Source organism: Streptomyces sp. NPDC086077 (genome assembly GCF_040686175.1).
In the GTDB taxonomy this organism is placed as follows: domain Bacteria; phylum Actinomycetota; class Actinomycetes; order Streptomycetales; family Streptomycetaceae; genus Streptomyces.
The window spans coordinates 1-20,002 of sequence record NZ_JBFBJT010000137.1; the positions used below are offsets into that span (position 1 = coordinate 1).

The window sequence follows — 20,002 nt, forward strand, 5'->3', positions numbered from 1 at the left end:
TACCAGGGGCGACCGGGGCGGCGGCATTCCCGGCCCGAGCCGCCGGGCCGGCCCGGCGGCTCTGGCCCACCCGGCCTTCACCCCACTCGGTTCCGGTACGACGGTGCCCGGCCCGGGCCCGCGCGGGAGCCGGCCCGCACCTGATGACACGCCGCTCGGGCGGCGACTCCGCGCAGGACGAAGGCCGCGGCTCGCACTCGCTCGTGCGGCCGCGGCCTTGTGCTCCCCCTGCGGGTTCCCGGACCGTTCCCGTCGGCGCGCACCGCCGGACGGCCGACGTGCCGGTCAGACCAGCGTGGCGGTCGACTGCGCCGCCACGACGTGCGGGCCGGGTGTCTGCAACTGGAAGTACGCGCCCGCCAGCACCCGCTGCTTCAGCTTCTGGCTGCGGTCCACCACCCGGTACAGCGAGCGGCGGGCGACACCGCCGGCGCCGTGCAGGGAGAACAGCCGTTCCTGCCTCAGCTGCAGCCTTCGCGAGCGGGCGACGGACTCCTCCCGCGTCCGCTGGAACTCCTGGCACGCCCGCAGCAGCGCCGCCTCGCTCCCGCCCCCGTCGAACGCGTCGTGGACCAGCGGCGCCAGCGTCACCGCGTCGATGATCGCGTGGTTGACGCCCTGCCCGAGGATCGGCGTCAGGGTGTGCGCGGCGTCGCCGGTCAGGACCAGACCCGGCATGGACCAGCTCGGCACCAACGTGGTGAAGATGTCCAGCATCGAGGTGTCGGACCAGGAGCGGATCTCGGTCCGTACCGCCTCGGCCAGCTCGGGGGCGAGCCCGTCCAGCCGCTCGTAGAGCGCGGGCAGCCCCAGGGAACGCAGCTCCTTCAGCCCGCCCTTGGGGATGTTGAAACCGACGCGCACGCTGTCCGGGTGAGTCGGGATGAACAGCCCGTGCTGGTCGCCGCGGATGCGGATGCGGTACGTACGGTCGTCCCAGTCGGCCGGGAACGGCAGCTTCAGCCACACCACGTCCCGTTCAAGCGGCAGCTTCGTGTACGGCAGGCCGGACATCTCACGGACCTTGCTGAACCGGCCGTCGGCCGCCACCGTGAGCGCCGCGCGCACGGTGACCTCGCCCTCCGGCGTGCGGGCGACCACACCCGTGACCGGACCGTTCTCGCCGTCGGCGCGCAGCAGCCGGTTGGCCGTCGCCCGGCGCACCAGGGTGAAGTGGTCCGGATGCTCCTCCTGCCCGAGGTCCGCGAGGGCCGACAGCAGCGCCGGCTGGGCCAGCTCCACCGGGTAGGGGTGCGGGTAGGGGAAACGGCGGAAGTCGGCGCGCAGCACGGTACTGCCGGAGTCGACGATCTCCATCCGGTGCATCTGCCGGTAGGCGCCGTCCAGCCGGTTCAGAACGCCCAGCCGGTCGAGCAGCCACACCGAGTCGGGGGAGACCGACTCGCCCCGGAACGACCGGTTGAAGTGACCGCTCTGTTCCAGGACCACGACGGAGACCGAGCGCCTGGCGAGTTCCACGGCCAGCGTGAGTCCCGCCGGTCCTCCTCCCACCACACACACTTCCGCGGTCAGCTCAGTTGTCATCGTCAGCGCTGCCTTTCAGAAGGAGTCGTCCTCCCATCGTCCGCAGCGGGCCTAAAGCAGCTCTTGCGGACGGCCCGTGCGCCGGGGTGTCACCGGCGGGCGCAAGCCCGTCTTTAGAGCCGGGGCGCAAGCTCCCGGTGCACGTCCGCCCGGCAGAGAGGCGAAACCCGACCGTGAGTACAGCAGTGACGACGTCCGACCCGGAGCGCACCGGGCCGGCCGGCCCCCTCGACCAGCTGCGCGCTCTGTACGACGAGCAGCGGCTCGCCGCCGAGTACCCGGCGGTGCCCGGACTCATGGCCGAACTCGCCCAGCGGGACGACGGGACCTCCCAGCTGTCCCGCGCGGGCCGGCTGCTCGCCAAGGTCGCCGTCGAGGACATCACGGAGCGGCACCCCGGCGTCGTACCCGCCACCGTCGCCGTCACCGGGCACGGCACCCTCGACGCGCTGACCGCACCGCTCACTGCGGAACTCGCCCGTCACGGAATCCCGTTGCGGGCGGGCATCGGCGAGCACGACGCGTGGGTACGCGACCTGCAGGACACCGGGAGCCGCCTGTACGCCCCCGGCACGGAACTCGCCCTCTGCCTGCTCGACGCGCAGATCGTCTTCGACGAACTGCCGCTGCCCTGGACGGTGGAGGACGTCGCCCGCACCGCCGCCGGCAAGCTCGAACTCCTCGCCTCGCTCGCCGCCCGCTACGACGAGGACGGCACCGGCACACTCGTCCTCAACACCCTGCCGCTGCTGCCGCAGCACCTCCAGCAGCTCGTCGACCACCGCTCCCGGACCGAGCTGTCCATCACCTGGCGGGAGTTCAACACCGGCCTGCTGCGGCTCGCCGCCGCGCACCCCCGGGTGCACGTCGTCGACCTCGATCCGCTGATCGCCGAGGGCGGACCGCTCCGCGATCCGCGGCTCGCCGCCTACGCGGGGGTGCACCTCGGCGAAGAGGTCCTCGCCCGGTACGCGCGTCAGGCGGGTCACCTGCTGCGCACCCTGCGCGGCAGGACCAAGAAGGTGCTCGTCGTGGACCTCGACAACACTCTCTGGGACGGCGTCCTCGGGGACGACGGAGCCGACGGCATCGCCGCCGCCACCACCTACCGGGGCGAGGCCTTCGGCCGGTTCCAGCGGGTGGTGAAACAGATCGGCAGCCAGGGCGTCCTGCTCGCGGTGTGCAGCAAGAACGACCTCGGCCCGGTGCTGGAGGTGCTCCGCGACCACCCGGACATGATCCTGCGCGAGAGCGACTTCGTCCGGGTCAGCGCCGACTGGGAACCCAAGGACGGCAACATCCGGGACATCGCCGCCGCGCTCAACCTCGGCACCGACAGCCTCGTCTTCGTCGACGACTCGCCTTTCGAACGCGGCCTGGTCGCCTCCTCGCTACCGGAGACCGCGGTGATCGCACTCGACGAGGAACCGGCGCTGCACATCGGCCGGCTGCTCGCCGACGGCTGGTTCGACGTGCGGGAACTGACCAGCGCGGACCGGGAGCGCGGCACGCAGTACCGCCAGGAGGCGGAGCGGCGGGACCTGCGGCAGGCGACCGGTTCGATGCAGGAGTATCTGCTCGCTCTCGGCGTCACCGTGGAGGTCAGCGCCGTGCGCGACCACGAGGTGGGCCGGGTCGCGCAGATCACCCTGCGCACCAACCAGTTCAACCTCACCACCCGCCGCCTCCAGCCGGCCGACGTCCGCGCACGGCTCGACTCACCGGACCACCTGGTACTGGCGGTGCGCTCCCGCGACCGCTTCGGCGACAACGGGGTCGTCGGCGCCGTGTTCGCGCACCGGGAGGACGCGGCCCTGCGCATCGACAACGTGCTGCTCAGCTGCCGGGTCTTCGCCCGGGGCATCGAGCAGGCCACCGTCGCCGCACTGCTGCGGCACGCCGTCGACTCGGGAGCGACCGAGGTGCGCGCCTGCTACCGGCCCACCGCCAAGAACCACAAGGTGCGCGACTTCTATCCGTCGCTCGGCTTCGAACCGGCCGCCGAACCGGCTGACGGCGCCGTGGAGTTCAGGCACTCGCTGAACCGACTGCCTGACGTGCCCGAGCACGTGAGCCTTCGGGCGGACTTCCGCGACGGCGCGGAATGACCTGGGTCCGGCCCACGCTCACCAGCGGCCCGCACCACCGGGGACCCGGAACGCACAAGCGTCTCCTTAGCGCCCCGGACGACGATCGACAAGTCAGAGCACCCCGTGCCGGCGCCACGCCGACGGGTCTCGCAGAGGTCGGAGAAAGACGTTGACGAACTTCCGAACCTTCACGGAACTGGTTCTGGAACGCGCCGAAGCCCGTGGTGCCGCGGATGCCTACATCTTCGTGCCCGACGACGCCCGCGGCTCGGTGCCCCGGCACCTCACCGCGGCCGGGCTCGACCAGGAGGCGCGCCGGATCGCGTCCTGGCTCCAGGAGCGCGGGGCCGCGAACCGCCAGGTACTCCTGCTCTACCCGGCGGGCCTGGACTTCATCAAGGCGTTCACCGCCTGCCTGTACGCCGGTGCCGTGGCCGTTCCCGCCCCGCTGCCCACGGAACAGGGCCGGCAGTTCTCCCGGGTCACCGGCATCCTGCGCGACGCCGAGGCGTGCGCCGTGCTGACCGACTCGGCCAACGCCCCCGAGATCTCCGCCTGGCTGACCGCGGAGGGCTTCACCGACGTGCCGTGCCTGGCCACTGACGCTCCGGACCAGGGCGACGCGGACGCCTGGCACGCGCCCTCCCTCACCCCGGACAGCCTGGCCTTCCTCCAGTACACCTCGGGGTCGACAAGTGACCCCAAGGGCGTCGTCGTCTCCCACCGCAACCTGCTGGCCAACGAGGCAGCGATCCAGCGGTCGATCGGCACCGGCCCGGAGTCCGTGGTCGGCGGCTGGCTGCCCTTCTACCACGACATGGGCCTGATCGGGCACATCCTCCACCCGCTCTACCTCGGCGTTCCCAGCGTCCTGATGGCGCCGTTCACGTTCCTCAAGCGCCCCGTGCGCTGGTTGAAGATGATCGGCGACTACGGCATCACCACGGGCGGCGGCCCGAACTTCGCCTACGACCTGTGCGTGCGCAGGGTCACCGACGCGCAGCTGGAGACACTCGACCTGTCCTCCTGGACGACCGCCTGCAACGGCGCGGAACCGATCAGGGCGGAGACGGTCAAGGCCTTCACCGAGCGCTTCGCGCCCGCGGGATTCCGCCCCGAGGCCTTCTTCCCCTGCTACGGCATGGCCGAGACGACCCTCCTCGTCTCCGGCATCCCGCGGGGCGCCGCCGCCCGCGTGCTCGACATCGACGCCGAGGCCCTGGAGCGCGGCGAACTGGCCGTCCCGCGACCGGACCAGCCCACCCGTTCGCTCGTCAGCAGCGGTGTCGCGCGGGACTTCGGTGTCCGCGTCGTCGCCCCGGACACCCAGGTCGAGAAGCCGGAAGGACACGTCGGCGAGATCTGGCTCAAGGGTGACAGCGTCTCGTCCGGCTACTGGAAGCGGCCGGAGACGAACAAGGAGGTCTTCGACGCGGCCATCTCCGACGGCGCGGGCGGACACGACGCCGGCGGCTGGCTGCGAACCGGCGACATGGGCGTACTCCACGACGGGCAGCTCTACGTCACCGGCCGGCTCAAGGAGCTGGTCATCCTCGCGGGCCGCAACCTCTACCCGCAGGACGTCGAACGCGCCATCCAGTCCAGGGACCAGGCCTTCGGCAACGGCGCGGGCGCCGTCTTCGCCGTCGAGTCCGACCGTGAGCACCTGGTGGCCGTCCAGGAGGTGCGCCCCGGGAGCGTCTCCACCGACCTGCACACCCTCGCCTCCTCCGTCCAGCGCTACCTGGGCGAGGAGTTCAACATCCCCGCCGGCAACATCCTGCTGGTGCGCCCCGGGACGGTGCGCAGGACCACCAGCGGCAAGATCCAGCGGAGCCTGATGCGCAAGCTGTTCCTGGAGGGCCGCATCACCGCGCTGCACGAGGTGCTGGAGCCGGCCGTCCGGGAACTGGTCGGCTCCGCCGAAGGCGACCTGTCGCCGGAACCGGTGGTCTGACGTGGAACATCCGCCCTACCGGCTCGCGGAGGAGTTCGACCGATTCCTCGGTGATCCCGACGACCCCGGCGAGGTCTTCTCCTACGCGCGCTGCGCGGAACTCGACGACAAGGAGGAGTTCCCGGCCGACATCTGCCGCCGCTTCGAGGAGTGGGGCCTGCCCGAACACTACGTACCGGTGGAGCACGGCGGCAGGCTGCACGACTACGAGCACGTGCTCCAGCTCGTCCGCGCCGTCGCCCGCCGCGACCTGACCTGCGCCGTCGGCCACGGCAAGACCTACCTCGGCGGGGTCTGCGTGTGGGTGGCGGGCTCGGCGGAGCAGGGCGCCAGGCTCGGCGCCGACATCATGGCCGGGGTCCCGGTCTCCCTCGGGCTCACCGAACGCGCCCACGGCAGCGACCTGCTCGCCGGTGACGTCCACGTCGACGTCGACCCGTCGGACGCGGACCACTGGCTGGTCAGCGGCGAGAAGTGGCTGATCAACAACGCCACCCGGGGCTCGGTGCTGTCGCTGCTGACCCGCACCCGCCCGGACGGGGGTCCCCGCGGCTTCAGCGTCCTGCTGGTGGACAAGCGTGAACTCGACGAGGACACCTACCGTCACCTGCCGAAGGTCCGCACCCACGGCATCCGGGGCGCCGACATCTCCGGGATCGCCTTCGACGGCGCCCGGGTGCCGCGCGGCGCCCTCGTGGGGGCGGAGGGCGCCGGCCTGGAGATCGTGCTGAAGGCGCTCCAGCTCACCCGCACCATGTGCGCGGCGCTGTCGCTCGGCGCCGGCGACCACGGGCTGCGGCTGGGCCTGGACTTCGCCGAGCAGCGCGAGCTGTACGGGCGGCGCCTGGTCGATCTCCCGCAGGCCCGGCAGGTACTGACGGGCGCCGCCGCCGACGTCCTGCTGCACGAGGCGGTCGCCCTGGTCGCCGCCCGCGCCGTGCAGGCCCAGACCTCGGAACTCGGCGTCGTCTCCGCCGTCACCAAGTACCTGCTGCCCACCGGTACCGACGAGGTCCTCGCCGACCTGACCGGGTTGCTCGGTGCCCGCGCCTTCCTCAAGGGCGTCCACGCCGACGGCCGTTTCCAGAAACTGCAGCGCGACCACCGCATCGTCGGCCTCTTCGACGGCAACACCCTGGTCAACCTCAACTCCCTGGTGAACCAGTTCCGCTCCCTGGTGCGCGGCTTCCGGCGGGGCACCGGCGACACCGCGGGCGCCGGCACCGCCTGCGACCTCGCCGCACCGCTGCCGCCCCTCGACCCCTCGAAGCTGTCGCTCGTCGCGCGGCACGGCAGCGGACTCATGGCCGGGCTCGCCGCCTCCGTCGAGGACGTCACCCGGCGCGCCGAGCGGAACCCCGCGCTCGGCCCGGTGGCCGAGGCGGCGCGCAGGCTGCTCGCCGTGACCACCGCCGTGCACACGGAGATGGAGGAGTACCAGGGCGTTCTCACCGAGGTGCCGCCCGCCGCCTTCGAGGTCGCGCGCCGCTACACCCTGTGCTGGGCGGGGGCGGCCTGCCTCGGTCTGTGGACGCGCAGCGCCGGCCACTTCCGCGACGACGCGGCGACCGGGCCGCTGTGGCGCGACGGCCTGTGGCTGCACACCGCCCTGCACCGGTTGCTGGTCCGCCTCGGAGAACCGGCCGCGGCCGGCCGCGAGACCCATGACGAACTGCTCGGCGCCCTGCGCGCGGCCCGCTCCTCGGGCCGGCTGTTCTCGCTGCTGGCGCAGCGGGGCCCCGAGCGGCGGCCCGCGAGTCGCGACGCGGCCGCCGGCGAGAGGGAGACGACGTGATGCCGCCCCGCACCGGGCCACAGGACGCCCACCCGGCCGCCGCCCCGGCCCGGGACGCCCTCGGGCCGACGGGACAGGAGGCGCGGGCCGCGGCACGCGTCGCCGAACTGGACCGGCGGCTGGGCGACCCCACCGACGGCGCCAACACACTGTCCTACGCCCGGCTGGTCGAGGCGGACGAGGCCGGTGTCCTGCCCGCGGACGGCGAGCGCGTGCTCGACGAACTGGGCCTCGGCGCCGACTTCGTGCCGCACACCGAGGGCGGCCGGCTGGAGCGGCTCGACACGCTGGTACGGGTCATGCGGCAGGTGTTCCGCCGCGACGTCGCCCTCGGCCTCGGCTACGGCGTGACCTCCTTCATGGCCGGGGTGAACGTCTGGACCTCGGGGGACGCCGCGCAGCGCGCCCGCCTCGCGCGGATCCTGACCCCGGGCGGCAAGGTGTCGGTCGCCTACCACGAACTCGCCCACGGCAACGACTTCCTGCGCAACGAGTTCGAGGCCCGCCCGACGGCGGACGGCGGCCATCTGCTGAACGGCTCCAAGCAGGTCATCAACAACGCCGACCGCGCCGAGGCCTGGGTGCTGTTCGGCCGTACGAGCCCTGCGCCGGGCAGCCGCAGCCACTCCGTGCTCCTCGTCGAGCGCGACGGGCTCGACGCGGACACCTGGCGGGTGCTGCCCCGCTACGACGCCGTCGGGGTGCGCGGCTGCCACCTGTCCGGACTGCGGTTCGACGACACGCCCGTGCCCGCATCCGCCCTCGTCGGCGAGCCGGGCAGCGGCGTCGAGACCGCGCTGCGCGCCTTCCAGGTCACCAGGGCGGCGCTCCCCGGCATGGCCGTCGGGACGGCCGACACCGCCCTGCGGACCGTGGTGCGCTTCGCGCTGGGCCGACGGCTCTACCGGACGTCCGTCATGGACATCCCGCACGCCAGGGCCACCCTGTCCGAGGCCTTCACCGACCTGCTGGTCTGCGACAGCCTGTCCCTGGCCGCGACCCGGGCGGTGCACCTGCTGCCCGAGCAGACCGGCGTCCTCGCCGCCGCCATCAAGTACCTGGTGCCGAAGCTGCTCACCGAGGTCATGCACGACCTGTCCGTGGTGCTCGGGGCCCGCTTCTACCTCCGTGAGGGCGAGCACGGCATCTTCCAGAAGCACCTGCGCGACCTGCCGGTGCTCAGCCTCGGCCACGCCGGCTCCGCGGCCTGCCAGGCGACGATCATCCCGCAGCTCTCCCGGCTCGCCCGGCGGTCCTGGTTCCGCGACGACCCGGCCCCGGCCGACCTCTTCGCGCCGCGCGCCGAGCTGCCGGACCTGCCGTTCGACCGGCTCACGCTGGCCGGCGGACGCGACCAGCTCACCGCGACCCTGGTCGCCGCACGGGACGAACCGGCCGGCGCGGCCCCCGAGGAGCGGTCCGTAGGGGAACTCGTGGGACACCTGGTGGACGAGCTGCGGCAGGTCCAGGAGGCGTGCCGAGCGCTCACACCGGAGGACCGCACGGCACTCGCCGGCCCGGCCGCCTTCGCCCTGGCCGACCGGTACGCCGTCCTGCTCGCCGCCGCGGCGGCGATCGGGGTCCGGCAGCGGGCGTCGCGCGACCGCGGTGACGCGTTCCTCGCCGACCCCGCCTGGCTCGCCGCCGCGTTGCACCGGCTCGTCCGGCGGCTCGGCCGGCGACCCGCCGCGCTCCCGGCGTCCGTCGGCGCCCGGATGCACGAGGAGGTACTGCGCAGGTTCCACGCGCGCACCGGCTACGACCTGTACGACACCCCGCTCACCGGCTGACGCGCACCGGCCGTGCGCCCACCGGCTCCGGCCGCCGCGCGCCGACCGCCGGACGACTCGACCCCAGCACGCGACAACCGCTCATCCCCGCCGAGGAGTGCACCATGACCGTTCCGACCGCCGGACACAGCACCGAGTCCCTGACCACGTGGCTGGCCGAGCGCATCGCCCTCTACCTGAAGCGCGAGCCCGCCGACATCGACCCGGACGTGCCCCTCGCGGAGTACGGCCTCGACTCCGTCGCGGCGCTCAGCCTGTGCGGTGACATCGAGGACGACTTCGACCTCGTGATGGAGCCGACGATCGCGTGGGACTACCCGACCGTGCGGGCGCTCGTCGGCCACCTCGTGGAGGAGCTGGCCGCGGACACCGCGCAGGGCGGCGGCGCTTGATGGAGCCCGTGGCCATCGTCGGCATCGACTGCCGGTTCCCGGGGGCACCTGACACCGGCGCCTACTGGGACCTGCTGATGCGCGGCGCGGACGGGGTGGGCGAGGTGCCCCGGCAGCGGTGGGACGCCGCGGAGTTCCACTCGCCGGCCGGGGAGGAAGGACGCGCCAACACCACCGAGGGCGGCTTCATCGCCGACCCGGACGCCTTCGACAACGAGTTCTTCACCACCTCGCCGCGCGAGGCCGCCGCCATGGACCCCCAGCAGCGGCTGCTGCTGCAGTCCGCGTGGCGGGCGGTGGAGGACGCCGGGATCGCGCCGCGTGACCTGGCCGGCACCCGCACCGGGGTCTTCGTCGGCATCATGGGCAACGAGTGGGCGCAACTGCACCTCACCGACTACGACAACGTCACCGCACAGGTCGGGTCCGGCAACGGCTACTGCATGACCGCCAACCGGATCTCCTACCATCTCGACCTGAAGGGCCCGAGCCTCGCCGTCGACACCGCCTGCTCCTCCTCGCTGGTCGCCACCCACCTCGCGGTGAACGCCCTGCTGTCCGAGGAGTGCGACCAGGTGCTCGTCGGCGGCGTCAACGTGGCTCTCACCCCGGCGCTGTCGATCTTCTACACCCAGGCCGGGCTGTCCGCCCCCGACGGGCGCTGCAAGCCCTTCAGCGCGGAGGCGAACGGCATCGGCCGCGGCGAGGGCGTCGGCGTGGTGGTGCTGTGCAGGCTGCGCGACGCGATCGCCGACGGCCGGCGGGTGTACGCCGTCATCCGGGGCACCTCCGTCAACCAGGACGGCCGCAGCAACGGGCTGACGGCGCCCAACCGCTGGGCCCAGCAGGCGGTGCTCGCCGCCGCCTACCGCCGGGCGGGGGTCGAGCCGTCCGACGTCGTCTTCACCGAGGCCCACGGCACCGGCACCGCCCTCGGCGACATGATGGAGGTCAGGGCGCTCGGCCACCACCACGCCGGACGCGGCGGCAAGCCCATGGCGATCGGCTCGGTCAAGGGCAACCTCGGGCACACCGAGGGCGCGGCCGGCATCGCCGGGCTGATCAAGGTCGCCCTGTCCCTGCACCACCGGGTGGTGCCCGCCAGCCGCTTCGCCGCCAAGGAGAACAAGCAGCTCAAACTGCGCGACCACGGGCTGCGGCTGCTCAAGGCGCCGCTGCGGCTGCCCGCCGGTCCGACCGTCGCCGGACTCAGCAGCTTCGGCATGGGCGGCACCAACGCCCACGCCGTGCTCGAGTCGGCACCCGCGCACGCCGCGCGCCCCGAACCGGCCGACGCCGCCGCACCCGGCGGCATCGGCGCCGCCGTGTTCACCCTGACCGCACCGAACGCCGAGGCCCTGCGCCGCAACCTGCTGGTCCAGGCGGAGTCGGCGGCGGCCCGCCGTACTCCGCTGGGCCCGCTGGCCAGGTCCAGCAACCGCGTCAAGGCGGGCCACCGCCTGCGTTTCGCGGCCGCCGCCACGGACACGGCGGAACTGGTCGCGACCCTGCGCGAGGCCGCCGCGGACCCGGAGCGGCTCACCCGGCTCAGTGCCCGGCCCGCCGGCCGGACCCGCACCGCGTTCCTGTTCACCGGGCAGGGCTCGCAGTACCCGCGGATGACTGCCGCGCTGTACGAGCGGTCGCCGCTGTACCGGGCCTTCCTCGACGAGGCCGACGCCGCGCTGCTGCCGCACACCGGACGCTCCGTGCGCGACCTGGCCCTCGCCGGCGACGAGGCGGTGCACAGCACCCGGTGGACCCAGCCCGCGCTGTTCGCCGTCGGCTACGCCCTGGGCCGGACCCTGATGGAACTCGGCGTGCGCCCCGGCATGCTCCTCGGCCACAGCGTCGGCGAGTTCGCCGCAGCCGTGCTGGCCCGGGCGCTGCCGCTGGAGGGCGCCGCCCGGCTGGTCGCCGCACGCGGCGCGCTGATGCAGGAACTCCCCGCGGGCGGCGGCATGCTGGCCGTGCGGGCCGCCCACACGGACCTTCGGGCGCGCATCGAGTCCGAGCCCCGGGTGGGGGTCGCCGCGGTCAACGGCCCCGCCGCCACGGTGCTCTCCGGTGATCTGACGGCCCTGGAACGGATCGGCGCGGCGCTGGAGGCCGAGGGCGTCACCACCCGCGGGCTCCAGGTCTCGCACGCCTTCCACTCGCCGCTGATGGAGCCGATGCTGGCCCGCTTCGCGGAGATCGCCGACGGGACCGGCGGGTCGGTGCCCGAGATCCCGCTGTACTCGACGGTGCGCGGCCGGGTGCTCGACGGCGAGGCGATGGACGCCGCCTACTGGGTGGAACACGTCAGCGCCACCGTGCTGTTCGCGGACGCCGCCGGCGCGCTGCTCGCCGCGGGCCCGACCCACCTGGTGGAAACCGGTCCGCAGCCGGTGCTCTCCGGCATGGTGCGCCGCCTCGGCCGGGCGGCCGGCGACGGCCCGGCGCACGTCCTGCCGGTGCGCGGCCCCGAGTCCGCCGGGCGGGACCTCGCCGAGGCGCTCGCCGAGCTGTACCGGGGCGGTGTGGAACCCGCCTGGGACGCCGTGTACGTACCCGAGGACCGCGTCGCGCACCCGCTGCCGCCGTACGCCTTCTCCACGGAGCACCGCTACTGGGCGAGGAATCCGGTGCGGCGGTCCGCTCAGCCGGGCGCCGTCCCGCAGGAGCGCCCCGCGGCGTCCGCCGCCGAGGGACCCCACGAGCCGGGAAGCGGCCCGTCGCTCGCCCCGGTCCGGCCCGGCACCCCGGCGGACCCCGTCGCGGACGCCGTCCTGGCAGCCGTCGGCCTGGTCGGCGGCTACACCGAAGCCGAAGTCGGCCCGCTGGACCGGCTCTACGAGGACCTGGGCTTCGACTCCGTGATGGTGATGGAGCTGAAGAACCGGCTGGAGTCCCGCCTCGCCGACATCGGCACACTCACGGTCCAGGACCTGCTGCCCCGGCTCTCCTCCGTCGGCGACCTCGTCGCCTACCTGCGCGAACTCGGCGCGACGGTGCCCGCTGCCGCGCCCCGCGGCGGCGCCAGGCAGGACCAGGCGCTCATGCAAGGAGAGAGGACGGCATGACCACTGCGACGACCCACCTGGCCTCCCTGGGCACCGCGCTGCCCGGGGACCCGGTGGACAACGCCACGCTCGCCAAGGTGCTCGGCATCAACGAGGAATGGATCGAGGTCTTCATCGGCACCCGGACGCGGTACTTCGCCCGGGACCTCGGCACCGGTGTGGTGCGCTGGTCGCTCGCCGACCTGTGCGCGCAGGCGGCCGAGCGGGCGCTGGCCGCCCCCGGCGTCGACCCGTCCGAGATCGAGTTCGTCGTCCTCGGCACGGCCACCCCCGACCACCTGATGCCCGCCACCGTCAACCATGTCGCCGACCAGCTGGGCCTGGACCAGGTGCCCACCTTCCAGCTCCAGTCCGGCTGCGCCGGCGCGGTCCAGGCCCTCGACGTCGCCCGGACGATGATCGCCTCCGGCCAGTACCGCACCGGTCTGGTCATCGGCGGCGACGTGTGCAGCAAGCACCTCGACCTGGGGCGCGACCTGTCCGCCGCCGCCCCCAGCGACCTCGTCAACTACGTGCTGTTCGGCGACGGCGCCGGGGCGGCCGTCCTCACCGACGAGCCGCGCGGCCAGGGCGTCGCCCTGCGCCACGTCCTCAACCGCTTCACCGGGCTGGGCCGCAGGCCCGGTCAGGTCATCGAGTGGTTCGGGCTCGCCGACCGCCACGACGACCGGCAGGCCGTCGCCGAGGACTACAAGGCCATCGAGGAGTCCGTGCCCGTCATGGCCGTCGAGATCCTGTGGGAGCTGCTGGGCGAACTCGACTGGGAGGCCGACCAGCTGGACTATCTGCTGCCGCCCCAGCTCTCCGGCCGGATGACCCGCCGTATCACCGAGGAACTCGACATCCCCACCGCGCGCGACATCTCGTGCGTCGCCGACACCGGCAACAACGGGAACGCGCTGCCCTTTTTGCAGATGGAGAAGTTGCTGGAGCGGATGTCCGGCGGCGAGCGGGCCCTCGCGGTCGCCGTGGAGTCCAGCAAGTGGATCAAGGCCGGTTTCGCCCTGGAGAAGATATGACCACCGACAGCGCCGCCCCCGTTCCCGCCACGGGCGGCTTCACCCTCGACGACTACGTCCGGCTCGTCACCGAGGAGATCGGCATGCCCCTCCACCCGGGGCAGGTGGCAGCCGACTTCGACGAGCTCCCCGACTGGGACTCGCTGCACCTGCTCAAGCTCGTCACCGCCCTGGAGCCGGCCATCGGCCGCAGGGTCCCGGTCGGCAAGGTCCTGGAGGCCCGCAGCCTGAAGGAGATCTACGAGCTGGCGGTGACCGGGTGAGCACCACCGCCACCGCCGTACGGCGCCGCCGCCACACCCTTTACTTCCTGGAGTGGGCGGCGGACCACCGGCCCGTGCACCTGGACACCGACGTCGACATGACCCGCATCCAGACGCACCGCGCCGCCGCCCGCGCCCATGGCAGGCGCTACTCGGTCGTCAGCTATGTCCTGTACACCGCCGGACGGGTCCTCGACCGCCACCCGGAGGCCAACGCCGTGCTGGCCCCCGGCTGGCCCGGACTGCTGCGGCGCCCGAGGATCGTCCGCTTCGACGGCGTCACGGCCAAGGTCGCCCTGGACCGGAAGGTCGAGGGCGAGCGCACCGTGCTCTCGGCGCTCGTGCCCGGCCTGGAGACGGCCAACCTGCGCGAGATCCAGGAACGCATCGACCGCTACCGGGGCGACCAGGCGGCGGACCTGCCCGAGTTCAAGGGCGTACGGATGCTGGGCCGGCTGCCGGTGGCGCTCGGCCGGGCCGCCTTCGCCGCGGCGCTGCGCAGCCCGCAGCGGCGTCCCGGCGTGTTCGGCACCGTGTCGGTGTCCTCGCTCGGCCACCGGACCGTCGACGGCTTCCACTCGGCCGGCGGCACCGCCGTCACCCTCACCATGGGCCGGGTCGTGGACCGTGCGGTGGTCCGTGACGGCGTGGTCGTCCCCGCGCCGGTGATGCGGCTGGGCCTCACCTTCGACCACCGGGTGATCGACGGCGCGACCGCGGCCGACGTGCTGACCGATCTCCACCACATGCTGGAGACCTTCGATGAGGGCACCCCGTCGCCGGACGCCGGGCCGGACCCTCGGGGAGCCGATCACGATCAGCGGCTCCTCGGCGGACTGGAGCAGGGTACGCGCTGACCTGGACCGGCACGGGGCCGCGCTGGTCTGCGCCCAGGAGGACGACTGGCGCCCGGACCGTGCGGGCGCCCCGCGGCTGCGTGCCCTGCTCGGCCACGACTGGGAGCGGTACCAGGAGCTGACGCAGCCGCAGGCCCGGGCCCGGTTCGCCGCCTCCCGCGTCCTGCTGAAGTGCGCCGCGGCGGCCGCGCTGGGCGTGCCGCCGCACTCCCTCGAACTCGGCTACGGCCTCACCGGCCGTCCCGGCCTGCGCGGCTACGACGGCCTGCACATCAGCCTCAGCCACACCGACGGCCTGCTGCTGGCCGGTCTCGCCACCGACGGCCCCATCGGCGTCGACGCCGAGCGCGGCGACCGCCCCCTGTACGGCGCGGGGCTGTGCCGCCAGATGTGCACTCCGCACGAGGTGGAGCGGATCGAGGCCCTGCCGCCCGCGGAACGCAACCCCGCCGTGCTGCGCGTGTGGACGCTGAAGGAGGCGTACAGCAAGGCCGTCGGTCTCGGCCTGCGGCTGGGCTTCACCGAGTTCGGCTTCAGCCCGGACCGCGCCCCCACCGACCTGCTGCTTCCCGACGGCACCCCCGGCACGGTCGGCGCCTGGGCCTTCCACACCCTCACGTTCGAGGACACTTACACCATCGGCGTCGCCATCGGCGACGACGGCTTCGGCCGCACGACGGACCTCGCGGCGGCCACCGCGCTCGACCCCCGCATCGTCGACGCCGTGCTGGCGGCAGCGGCCGAGGAGGAGCGGGCCGCCGCCGCGCGGTGACGAGGCGGAAACCGGGCGACGTGCCGCACGATGGCTGCCGGAGTGGCCGACCCCCGCCCCCGGCCTGCCCGGAGGGCCTGCCCGGCCGGGTCGACGCCCCGGCCGGGCAGGGGAGGCCCGGCAGGGCTAGCCGCAGCGGACCTCACGCGGCCCGCTGGTCCGGCCCCGATGGGTGGAACAGCCAGACGCCGGGCCGTACTTCGAGCGGGACGGCGTGCTCCGCGCCCGGTTCGCCCGACGCGAGCGCCATGCGCAGGGCACTCGCCGTGCGCCGCGCGTACTCGGTCCAGCGGCCGTCGCCCGCCGAGCGCGCGGCGCTCTCGCACGCGTCGAGGTGGGCCAGCGCCTCCTCCTGCTCGCCCTGGCGCAGCGCCACCAGGGCCAGTCCGCGCAGCGCCTCGGCCGAGCCGCGCGCGTCGCCGGCCGACCGGCACTCAGCCAGGGCCCGGGCATAGGCGCGTCCGGCGCGGTCGGCCCGGCCCAGGGCGAGCAGCACGTCCGCCTCGGCGGACAGGCAGCGGCCCGCTCCCGCCCTGTCACCGTGGCGGGTGAACAACTCCCGGGCCAGGCGGTACCGGTCGAGCGCCGATGAGGTCCGGTGGCGCTGCCAGGCCAGGTCGCCGAGCGACCGCAGGACGACGGCCTCCGCGTGGACGTCACCGGCCGCGCGGGCCGCGTCCAGCGCGAGGTCGTGCGTCGACTGCCACTCGTCCCACAGGGCGCTCGCCTCGTAGTATCCGGCCGCCGAGGAGGCGAGGGCACTGCACAGCCCCCACAGCCCGGCCGCGTGGGCCTGCCGCACGGCCTCCGACAGGCCGGCGGACTCCTCCTGGAACCAGCGCAGCGGGGAGCTGCCGACCACGTGACGGGGGACGACCCCGGGCACGGGCTCGGCGTCGTACGCCAGCCGGTCCCGGCCCGGCGCCATCCGCGCGTCCGCGTGCCGGGCCAGCGTCAGGAAGGCCCGGCAGAGCCGTTCCACGGCGGCGACGCCTTCCTCCGGGCACTCCTCGGCGAGCGTGCCCAGGGCCAGTGAGCGCAGCAGGGTGTGGAAGCCGTAGCGCACGGGGGTCAGTCGCCCCGGCCGCCGCCGCGCCTCCAGCAGATGGGCTGCCACCAGCTCCTCGGTGAGCCGTTCGGCCCGAGCCGGGTCCGTGCCGAGGAGCGCGGTCGCCGTCCAGGGGGCGAAGTCGGGCAGCGCGGCCTGCCCGAGGACGCGGAAGGCGTGCCGGGCCTCCTCGCCCACGTCGTGGTAGGCCGTCAGCAGAGTGCTGCGCACGTCGAGGTCGCCCAGCGCGAGCGCGTGCAGCCGGGTCCGCTCGTCCCGCAGCCGCCGGACGAGCCCGGCCGCCGTCCAGTGCGGGCGGGCGGCGAGCCCGGCGGCCGCCACCCGCAGGGCCAGCGGCAGCCTCCCGCACAGTCCGGCGATCTCCCCCGCCGCCTCCGGGTCGTCGCGCATCCGCTCGCCGCCGCACGCCGTCAACAGGGCCTCGGCCTCGGGCCGGGACAGGACGTCGAGGGTCAGGTGCCGCACGTTCTCCAGCGCGCCGAGGACCTGACGGCTCGTGACGACGACGGCGCAGTCGGACAGGGCCGCCAGCACCGGCCGGACCTGCGCCTCGGAGACGGCGTCGTCCAGGACGACGAGCATCGTGCGGCCCTTGGTGCGTGCGTGCAGCAACTCCGCGAGTTCCGTCTCGCACGACGGCAGCGGTGCCGCGTCGCCGTCCGTACCCCATTCCTGCGCCAGCGGCCCTCGCAGCCGGCGCAGCAGGGTCGCCATGGCGGTCCTGGGATCGACGGCCCGCCCGCCGGCGTCCCGCAAGGTCACCAGGACGCGTCCGCCGGGGAACCGGTCCGCTGCGCCGTGGGCCAGTCGTACGGCCAGCGTGGTCTTCCCCACGCCCGCCCGGCCCGACAGTGCCAGCACCGTGGTCCGTCCCGCCGGGGCCCGCGCCAACAGCCGCGCGCCGACGACCAGTTCGTTCTCGCGTCCGGTGAAGTCCGCCACGGTCGGCGGCAGCCACAGCGGAGGCCCCGCGGGCCGGCCGGAGGAACCGCCGGCCGGACGGTGGTCGCCCGATCCGCCTACGGGCGCGGGCCCGCGCTCGGGCTCGCCGTGCCAGGCCAGCGAGGGGTCGGAGGCGAGGATCCGCTCGTGCAGCCGGCTCAGCACCGGCCCGGGCTCCACCCCCAGTTCGTCCACGAGCGACCGCCGCGCCTGGTGGTAGACCTGAAGGGCGTCGGACTGCCGGCCGGACCGGTAGAGGGCCACCATCAGATGACAGCGCAGCGTCTCGCGCAGCGGATGCTCGTGGGCCAGCGCCATCAGCTCACCGACCAGCTCCTGGTGCTGCCCCAGCCGCAGGTCGGCGGAGATCCGCTGTTCCAGTACCTCCGCGCGCAGTTCGTTCAGCCGGATCGCGGAGGTCTCCAGGGAGGGTCCGTGCGGGATGCCCGAGAGCGCGGGCCCCGTCCACAGCCCGAGAGCACGGCTCAGTGCCCGGGAGGCGGCCGCGTACTCCTGCCGGCCGTACGCGGCCCGGCCCTCGGCCCGCAACGACTCGAAGACCGTCAGGTCCAGTTCCTCCGGGGCGACCCGCATCAGGTAGCCGGGCGGCTGGGTCAGCAAGGGCTGCGCGGCGGCGCCGCCGGTGTTCTCCAGGAGGATCTTGCGCAGTTGCGACACGTACACCTGGAGAGTGGTGGTGGCGGTCCGCGGTGGTTCGGCGCCCCACAGTTCGTCGATCAGGGTGTGGGTCGAGACCACCGTGTTGCTCTGCACGAGCAGGGTGGCGAGGACCGCGCGTGGCTTGGCCGCGGACGGTGTGCGAGGCGTCATGTGGACGGGGCCGAGTACTCGGTATCTCATCGCGCGCCTCAGCAGTCCTGGAGCACGGACGCGGAGATCCGCGCCACGACCCGGCTGCCCTGCAGGAACGACAGGCTCAGTTCTGTCACCGGCCGGCCCTCCGCGTCCCGGCACACCCGCCCGTCCGTGCGGCCCACGCCCTCCCGGACCGTGCAGTGCAGCGGCAGTCCGGGCTCGGCGAAGCCGCGGAACGAGGCCTGCCAGCCCGACAGCACGGCGTGCGAGGGCACGAAGCCACGCAGCTCCGTGGCGGCGAGCATCCCCAGCTGCCGGGACACCTCAAGGAACAGCAACGGGGGCACCTCGTCAGGCGCGTCGGCCACGAACCGCAGCTCGGCGGCCGCTGCGGCGTCCACGGGGAACGACAACTCCGCGTCGCCGTCCGTCCCGGTCCGCTCGGGAAGCCCGACCAGGACGTTGCCGGCGTGGAGGTGACCCACCTGCCCGGGCATCGGCACGCCCCGGGAGGACGGACCGGCGTACCCGGCGGCGGACCGCTCGCTCTGCCTGCGCCCCCTCTCGCGGTGGTTTCGATAAACGCCGTCGAGGAGGAAGGCCAGCCGGGACGAGGCCGTGCCGCAGCGCTCGCCGTCGATGAGGACGGCGGCCTCGCACTCCAGTCCGCGCGGCACACCGCCGACGACGTCGAGGGGCGTCATGGCGAGTTCCAGCACGATCCCGGCCCGCGTGCCGCGGCGGCGCCACGCCTCCAGGTCGGTGATCGCGGCGCTCGCCGACGCCACCACGGCGTGCCGGCTCGCCGGCACCCTGAAGTACCGGAGGGCCGCGAAGAGCATGGACTGGCGCAGTGACGCCAGAGGGAACAGCGGATCGTGGAACTGCGACAGTGACTCACCGAACAAAGGGTGGTTGTCCGGCAGTTCGCCGGAGAAGGCGAACGACTGTCGTACCGGCGGGGCGGCCGTCAGCAGAAAGGCCTCGGGGCTGGTGGGCCTGTGGACCAGGTGGTGGGGTCCGAGGAAGGCGGGGAACGGTGCGGTGTAGGTGACCATGTGGTTCCTCTGCGGCGGTGTCCGGCGGCTCTGCGGATATGCTGGCTGGGCACGTGCGCTTGACGGGATGCACGTTGCCCGACTCCGCTGAAGGACCAGGGAAGCCGCACTGAAGAACTGGGCACCGACGGCCCCCTCCCCCGGTGTTCAGCCGACTCGAACCGGTTCGTCCGCGACGACCGGGTGGTCCAGGGGCAACGGCCCCGTCGCGCTCGCTCCGCCGGGCGCTCCGGTAGCGGCGAAGACCTCGCGGTCGGCGGTGCGGTAGCCGGACCACTCGTCGGGCAGGTCGTCCTCGTAGAAGATCGCCTCGACCGGGCAGACGGGCTCGCAGGCGCCACAGTCCACGCACTCGTCGGGATTGATGTACAGCTTGCGCGGGCCCTCGTAGATGCAGTCGACGGGACACTCGTCGACGCAGGCCCGGTCCTTGACGTCGATGCAGGGCTGGGCGATGACGTAGGTCATGAACTCTCCACGGTCCAGGTGTCGCCGCCGGTGAGGAGTGCGGCGAGGTCGCCCTTGCCGTTCTGTTCGATGGCGGTGTCGAGCTGGTCGGTCATCTGGGCGTC

Annotated in this window: 14 protein-coding genes; 10 read left to right on the forward strand and 4 right to left on the reverse strand. The window is 73.8% G+C overall.

Annotated elements, in window-relative coordinates:
• Positions 1–285 precede the first annotated feature (285 nt).
• Positions 286–1,545 carry an FAD-dependent oxidoreductase gene (locus AB0O67_RS29515; protein ID WP_365456430.1) on the reverse strand — a complete coding sequence of 420 codons (1,260 nt, stop codon included), beginning with the start codon at positions 1,543–1,545 and terminating at the stop codon, positions 286–288.
• A 173-nt stretch (positions 1,546–1,718) separates the two neighbouring features.
• Between AB0O67_RS29515 and AB0O67_RS29520 the strand changes: the two genes are divergently transcribed.
• From AB0O67_RS29520 to AB0O67_RS29565, 10 genes are all read left to right on the forward strand, one after another.
• Positions 1,719–3,653 (forward strand): HAD-IIIC family phosphatase, encoded by a 1,935-nt coding sequence (locus AB0O67_RS29520; protein ID WP_365456433.1) that lies wholly within the window; start codon positions 1,719–1,721, stop codon positions 3,651–3,653.
• A gap of 151 nt (positions 3,654–3,804) precedes the next feature.
• Positions 3,805–5,592 (forward strand): fatty acyl-AMP ligase, encoded by a 1,788-nt coding sequence (locus AB0O67_RS29525; protein ID WP_365456436.1) that lies wholly within the window; start codon positions 3,805–3,807, stop codon positions 5,590–5,592.
• Between the two features lies 1 nt (position 5,593).
• Positions 5,594–7,387, forward strand: coding sequence for an acyl-CoA dehydrogenase family protein (locus tag AB0O67_RS29530; RefSeq protein ID WP_365456439.1), 1,794 nt, complete (start codon positions 5,594–5,596; stop codon positions 7,385–7,387).
• A complete protein-coding gene (locus tag AB0O67_RS29535) occupies positions 7,387–9,177 on the forward strand; it encodes an acyl-CoA dehydrogenase family protein (RefSeq protein ID WP_365456442.1) in 1,791 nt (596 codons plus the stop codon). Before AB0O67_RS29530 ends, AB0O67_RS29535 begins: the two co-directional genes overlap by 1 nt.
• Positions 9,178–9,281: 104 nt before the next feature.
• Entirely contained in the window at positions 9,282–9,569 is a 288-nt protein-coding gene (locus AB0O67_RS29540; RefSeq protein WP_365456445.1) for an acyl carrier protein, read from the forward strand.
• Positions 9,569–12,634: a beta-ketoacyl synthase N-terminal-like domain-containing protein gene (locus tag AB0O67_RS29545; protein WP_365456469.1), complete on the forward strand. Its 3,066-nt coding sequence runs from the start codon at positions 9,569–9,571 to the stop codon at positions 12,632–12,634. The genes AB0O67_RS29540 and AB0O67_RS29545 overlap by 1 nt, the downstream gene beginning before the upstream one ends.
• Positions 12,631–13,653, forward strand: coding sequence for a 3-oxoacyl-ACP synthase III family protein (locus tag AB0O67_RS29550; protein WP_365456448.1), 1,023 nt, complete (start codon positions 12,631–12,633; stop codon positions 13,651–13,653). The genes AB0O67_RS29545 and AB0O67_RS29550 overlap by 4 nt, the downstream gene beginning before the upstream one ends.
• The gene (locus AB0O67_RS29555; protein WP_365456451.1) at positions 13,650–13,916 is read left to right on the forward strand and encodes an acyl carrier protein; all 267 of its coding nucleotides are present in this window, start codon (positions 13,650–13,652) and stop codon (positions 13,914–13,916) included. Before AB0O67_RS29550 ends, AB0O67_RS29555 begins: the two co-directional genes overlap by 4 nt.
• On the forward strand, positions 13,913–14,773 hold the full coding sequence (locus AB0O67_RS29560; protein ID WP_365456454.1) for a 2-oxo acid dehydrogenase subunit E2: 861 nt from the start codon (positions 13,913–13,915) through the stop codon (positions 14,771–14,773). The genes AB0O67_RS29555 and AB0O67_RS29560 overlap by 4 nt, the downstream gene beginning before the upstream one ends.
• On the forward strand, positions 14,679–15,545 hold the full coding sequence (locus AB0O67_RS29565) for a 4'-phosphopantetheinyl transferase superfamily protein (protein ID WP_365456457.1): 867 nt from the start codon (positions 14,679–14,681) through the stop codon (positions 15,543–15,545). Before AB0O67_RS29560 ends, AB0O67_RS29565 begins: the two co-directional genes overlap by 95 nt.
• 142 nt (positions 15,546–15,687) lie before the next feature.
• On the opposite strand, the gene AB0O67_RS29570 is transcribed toward AB0O67_RS29565, so the two are convergent.
• The 3 genes from AB0O67_RS29570 to fdxA form a co-directional block, all read right to left on the reverse strand.
• The gene (locus tag AB0O67_RS29570) at positions 15,688–18,417 is read right to left on the reverse strand and encodes a BTAD domain-containing putative transcriptional regulator (protein ID WP_365456460.1); all 2,730 of its coding nucleotides are present in this window, start codon (positions 18,415–18,417) and stop codon (positions 15,688–15,690) included.
• A gap of 8 nt (positions 18,418–18,425) precedes the next feature.
• Positions 18,426–19,430: an AfsA-related hotdog domain-containing protein gene (locus tag AB0O67_RS29575; RefSeq protein WP_365456463.1), complete on the reverse strand. Its 1,005-nt coding sequence runs from the start codon at positions 19,428–19,430 to the stop codon at positions 18,426–18,428.
• Between the two features lie 147 nt (positions 19,431–19,577).
• On the reverse strand, positions 19,578–19,898 hold the full coding sequence (gene fdxA / locus AB0O67_RS29580) for a ferredoxin (protein ID WP_365456466.1): 321 nt from the start codon (positions 19,896–19,898) through the stop codon (positions 19,578–19,580).
• Positions 19,899–20,002 lie beyond the last annotated feature (104 nt).

Excerpts from the sequence above, each read along its gene's own strand:
- AB0O67_RS29565 (WP_365456457.1), top strand. The coding sequence starts at position 14,679 with ATGAGGGCACCCCGTCGCCGGACGCCGGGCCGGACCCTCGGGGAGCCG.
- AB0O67_RS29555 (WP_365456451.1), top strand. The coding sequence starts at position 13,650 with ATGACCACCGACAGCGCCGCCCCCGTTCCCGCCACGGGCGGCTTCACC.
- AB0O67_RS29570 (WP_365456460.1), bottom strand. The coding sequence starts at position 18,417 with ATGAGATACCGAGTACTCGGCCCCGTCCACATGACGCCTCGCACACCG.
- AB0O67_RS29540 (WP_365456445.1), top strand. The coding sequence starts at position 9,282 with ATGACCGTTCCGACCGCCGGACACAGCACCGAGTCCCTGACCACGTGG.
- AB0O67_RS29545 (WP_365456469.1), top strand. The coding sequence starts at position 9,569 with ATGGAGCCCGTGGCCATCGTCGGCATCGACTGCCGGTTCCCGGGGGCA.
- fdxA (WP_365456466.1), bottom strand. The coding sequence starts at position 19,898 with ATGACCTACGTCATCGCCCAGCCCTGCATCGACGTCAAGGACCGGGCC.
- AB0O67_RS29575 (WP_365456463.1), bottom strand. The coding sequence starts at position 19,430 with ATGGTCACCTACACCGCACCGTTCCCCGCCTTCCTCGGACCCCACCAC.
- AB0O67_RS29550 (WP_365456448.1), top strand. The coding sequence starts at position 12,631 with ATGACCACTGCGACGACCCACCTGGCCTCCCTGGGCACCGCGCTGCCC.
- AB0O67_RS29535 (WP_365456442.1), top strand. The coding sequence starts at position 7,387 with ATGCCGCCCCGCACCGGGCCACAGGACGCCCACCCGGCCGCCGCCCCG.
- AB0O67_RS29515 (WP_365456430.1), bottom strand. The coding sequence starts at position 1,545 with ATGACAACTGAGCTGACCGCGGAAGTGTGTGTGGTGGGAGGAGGACCG.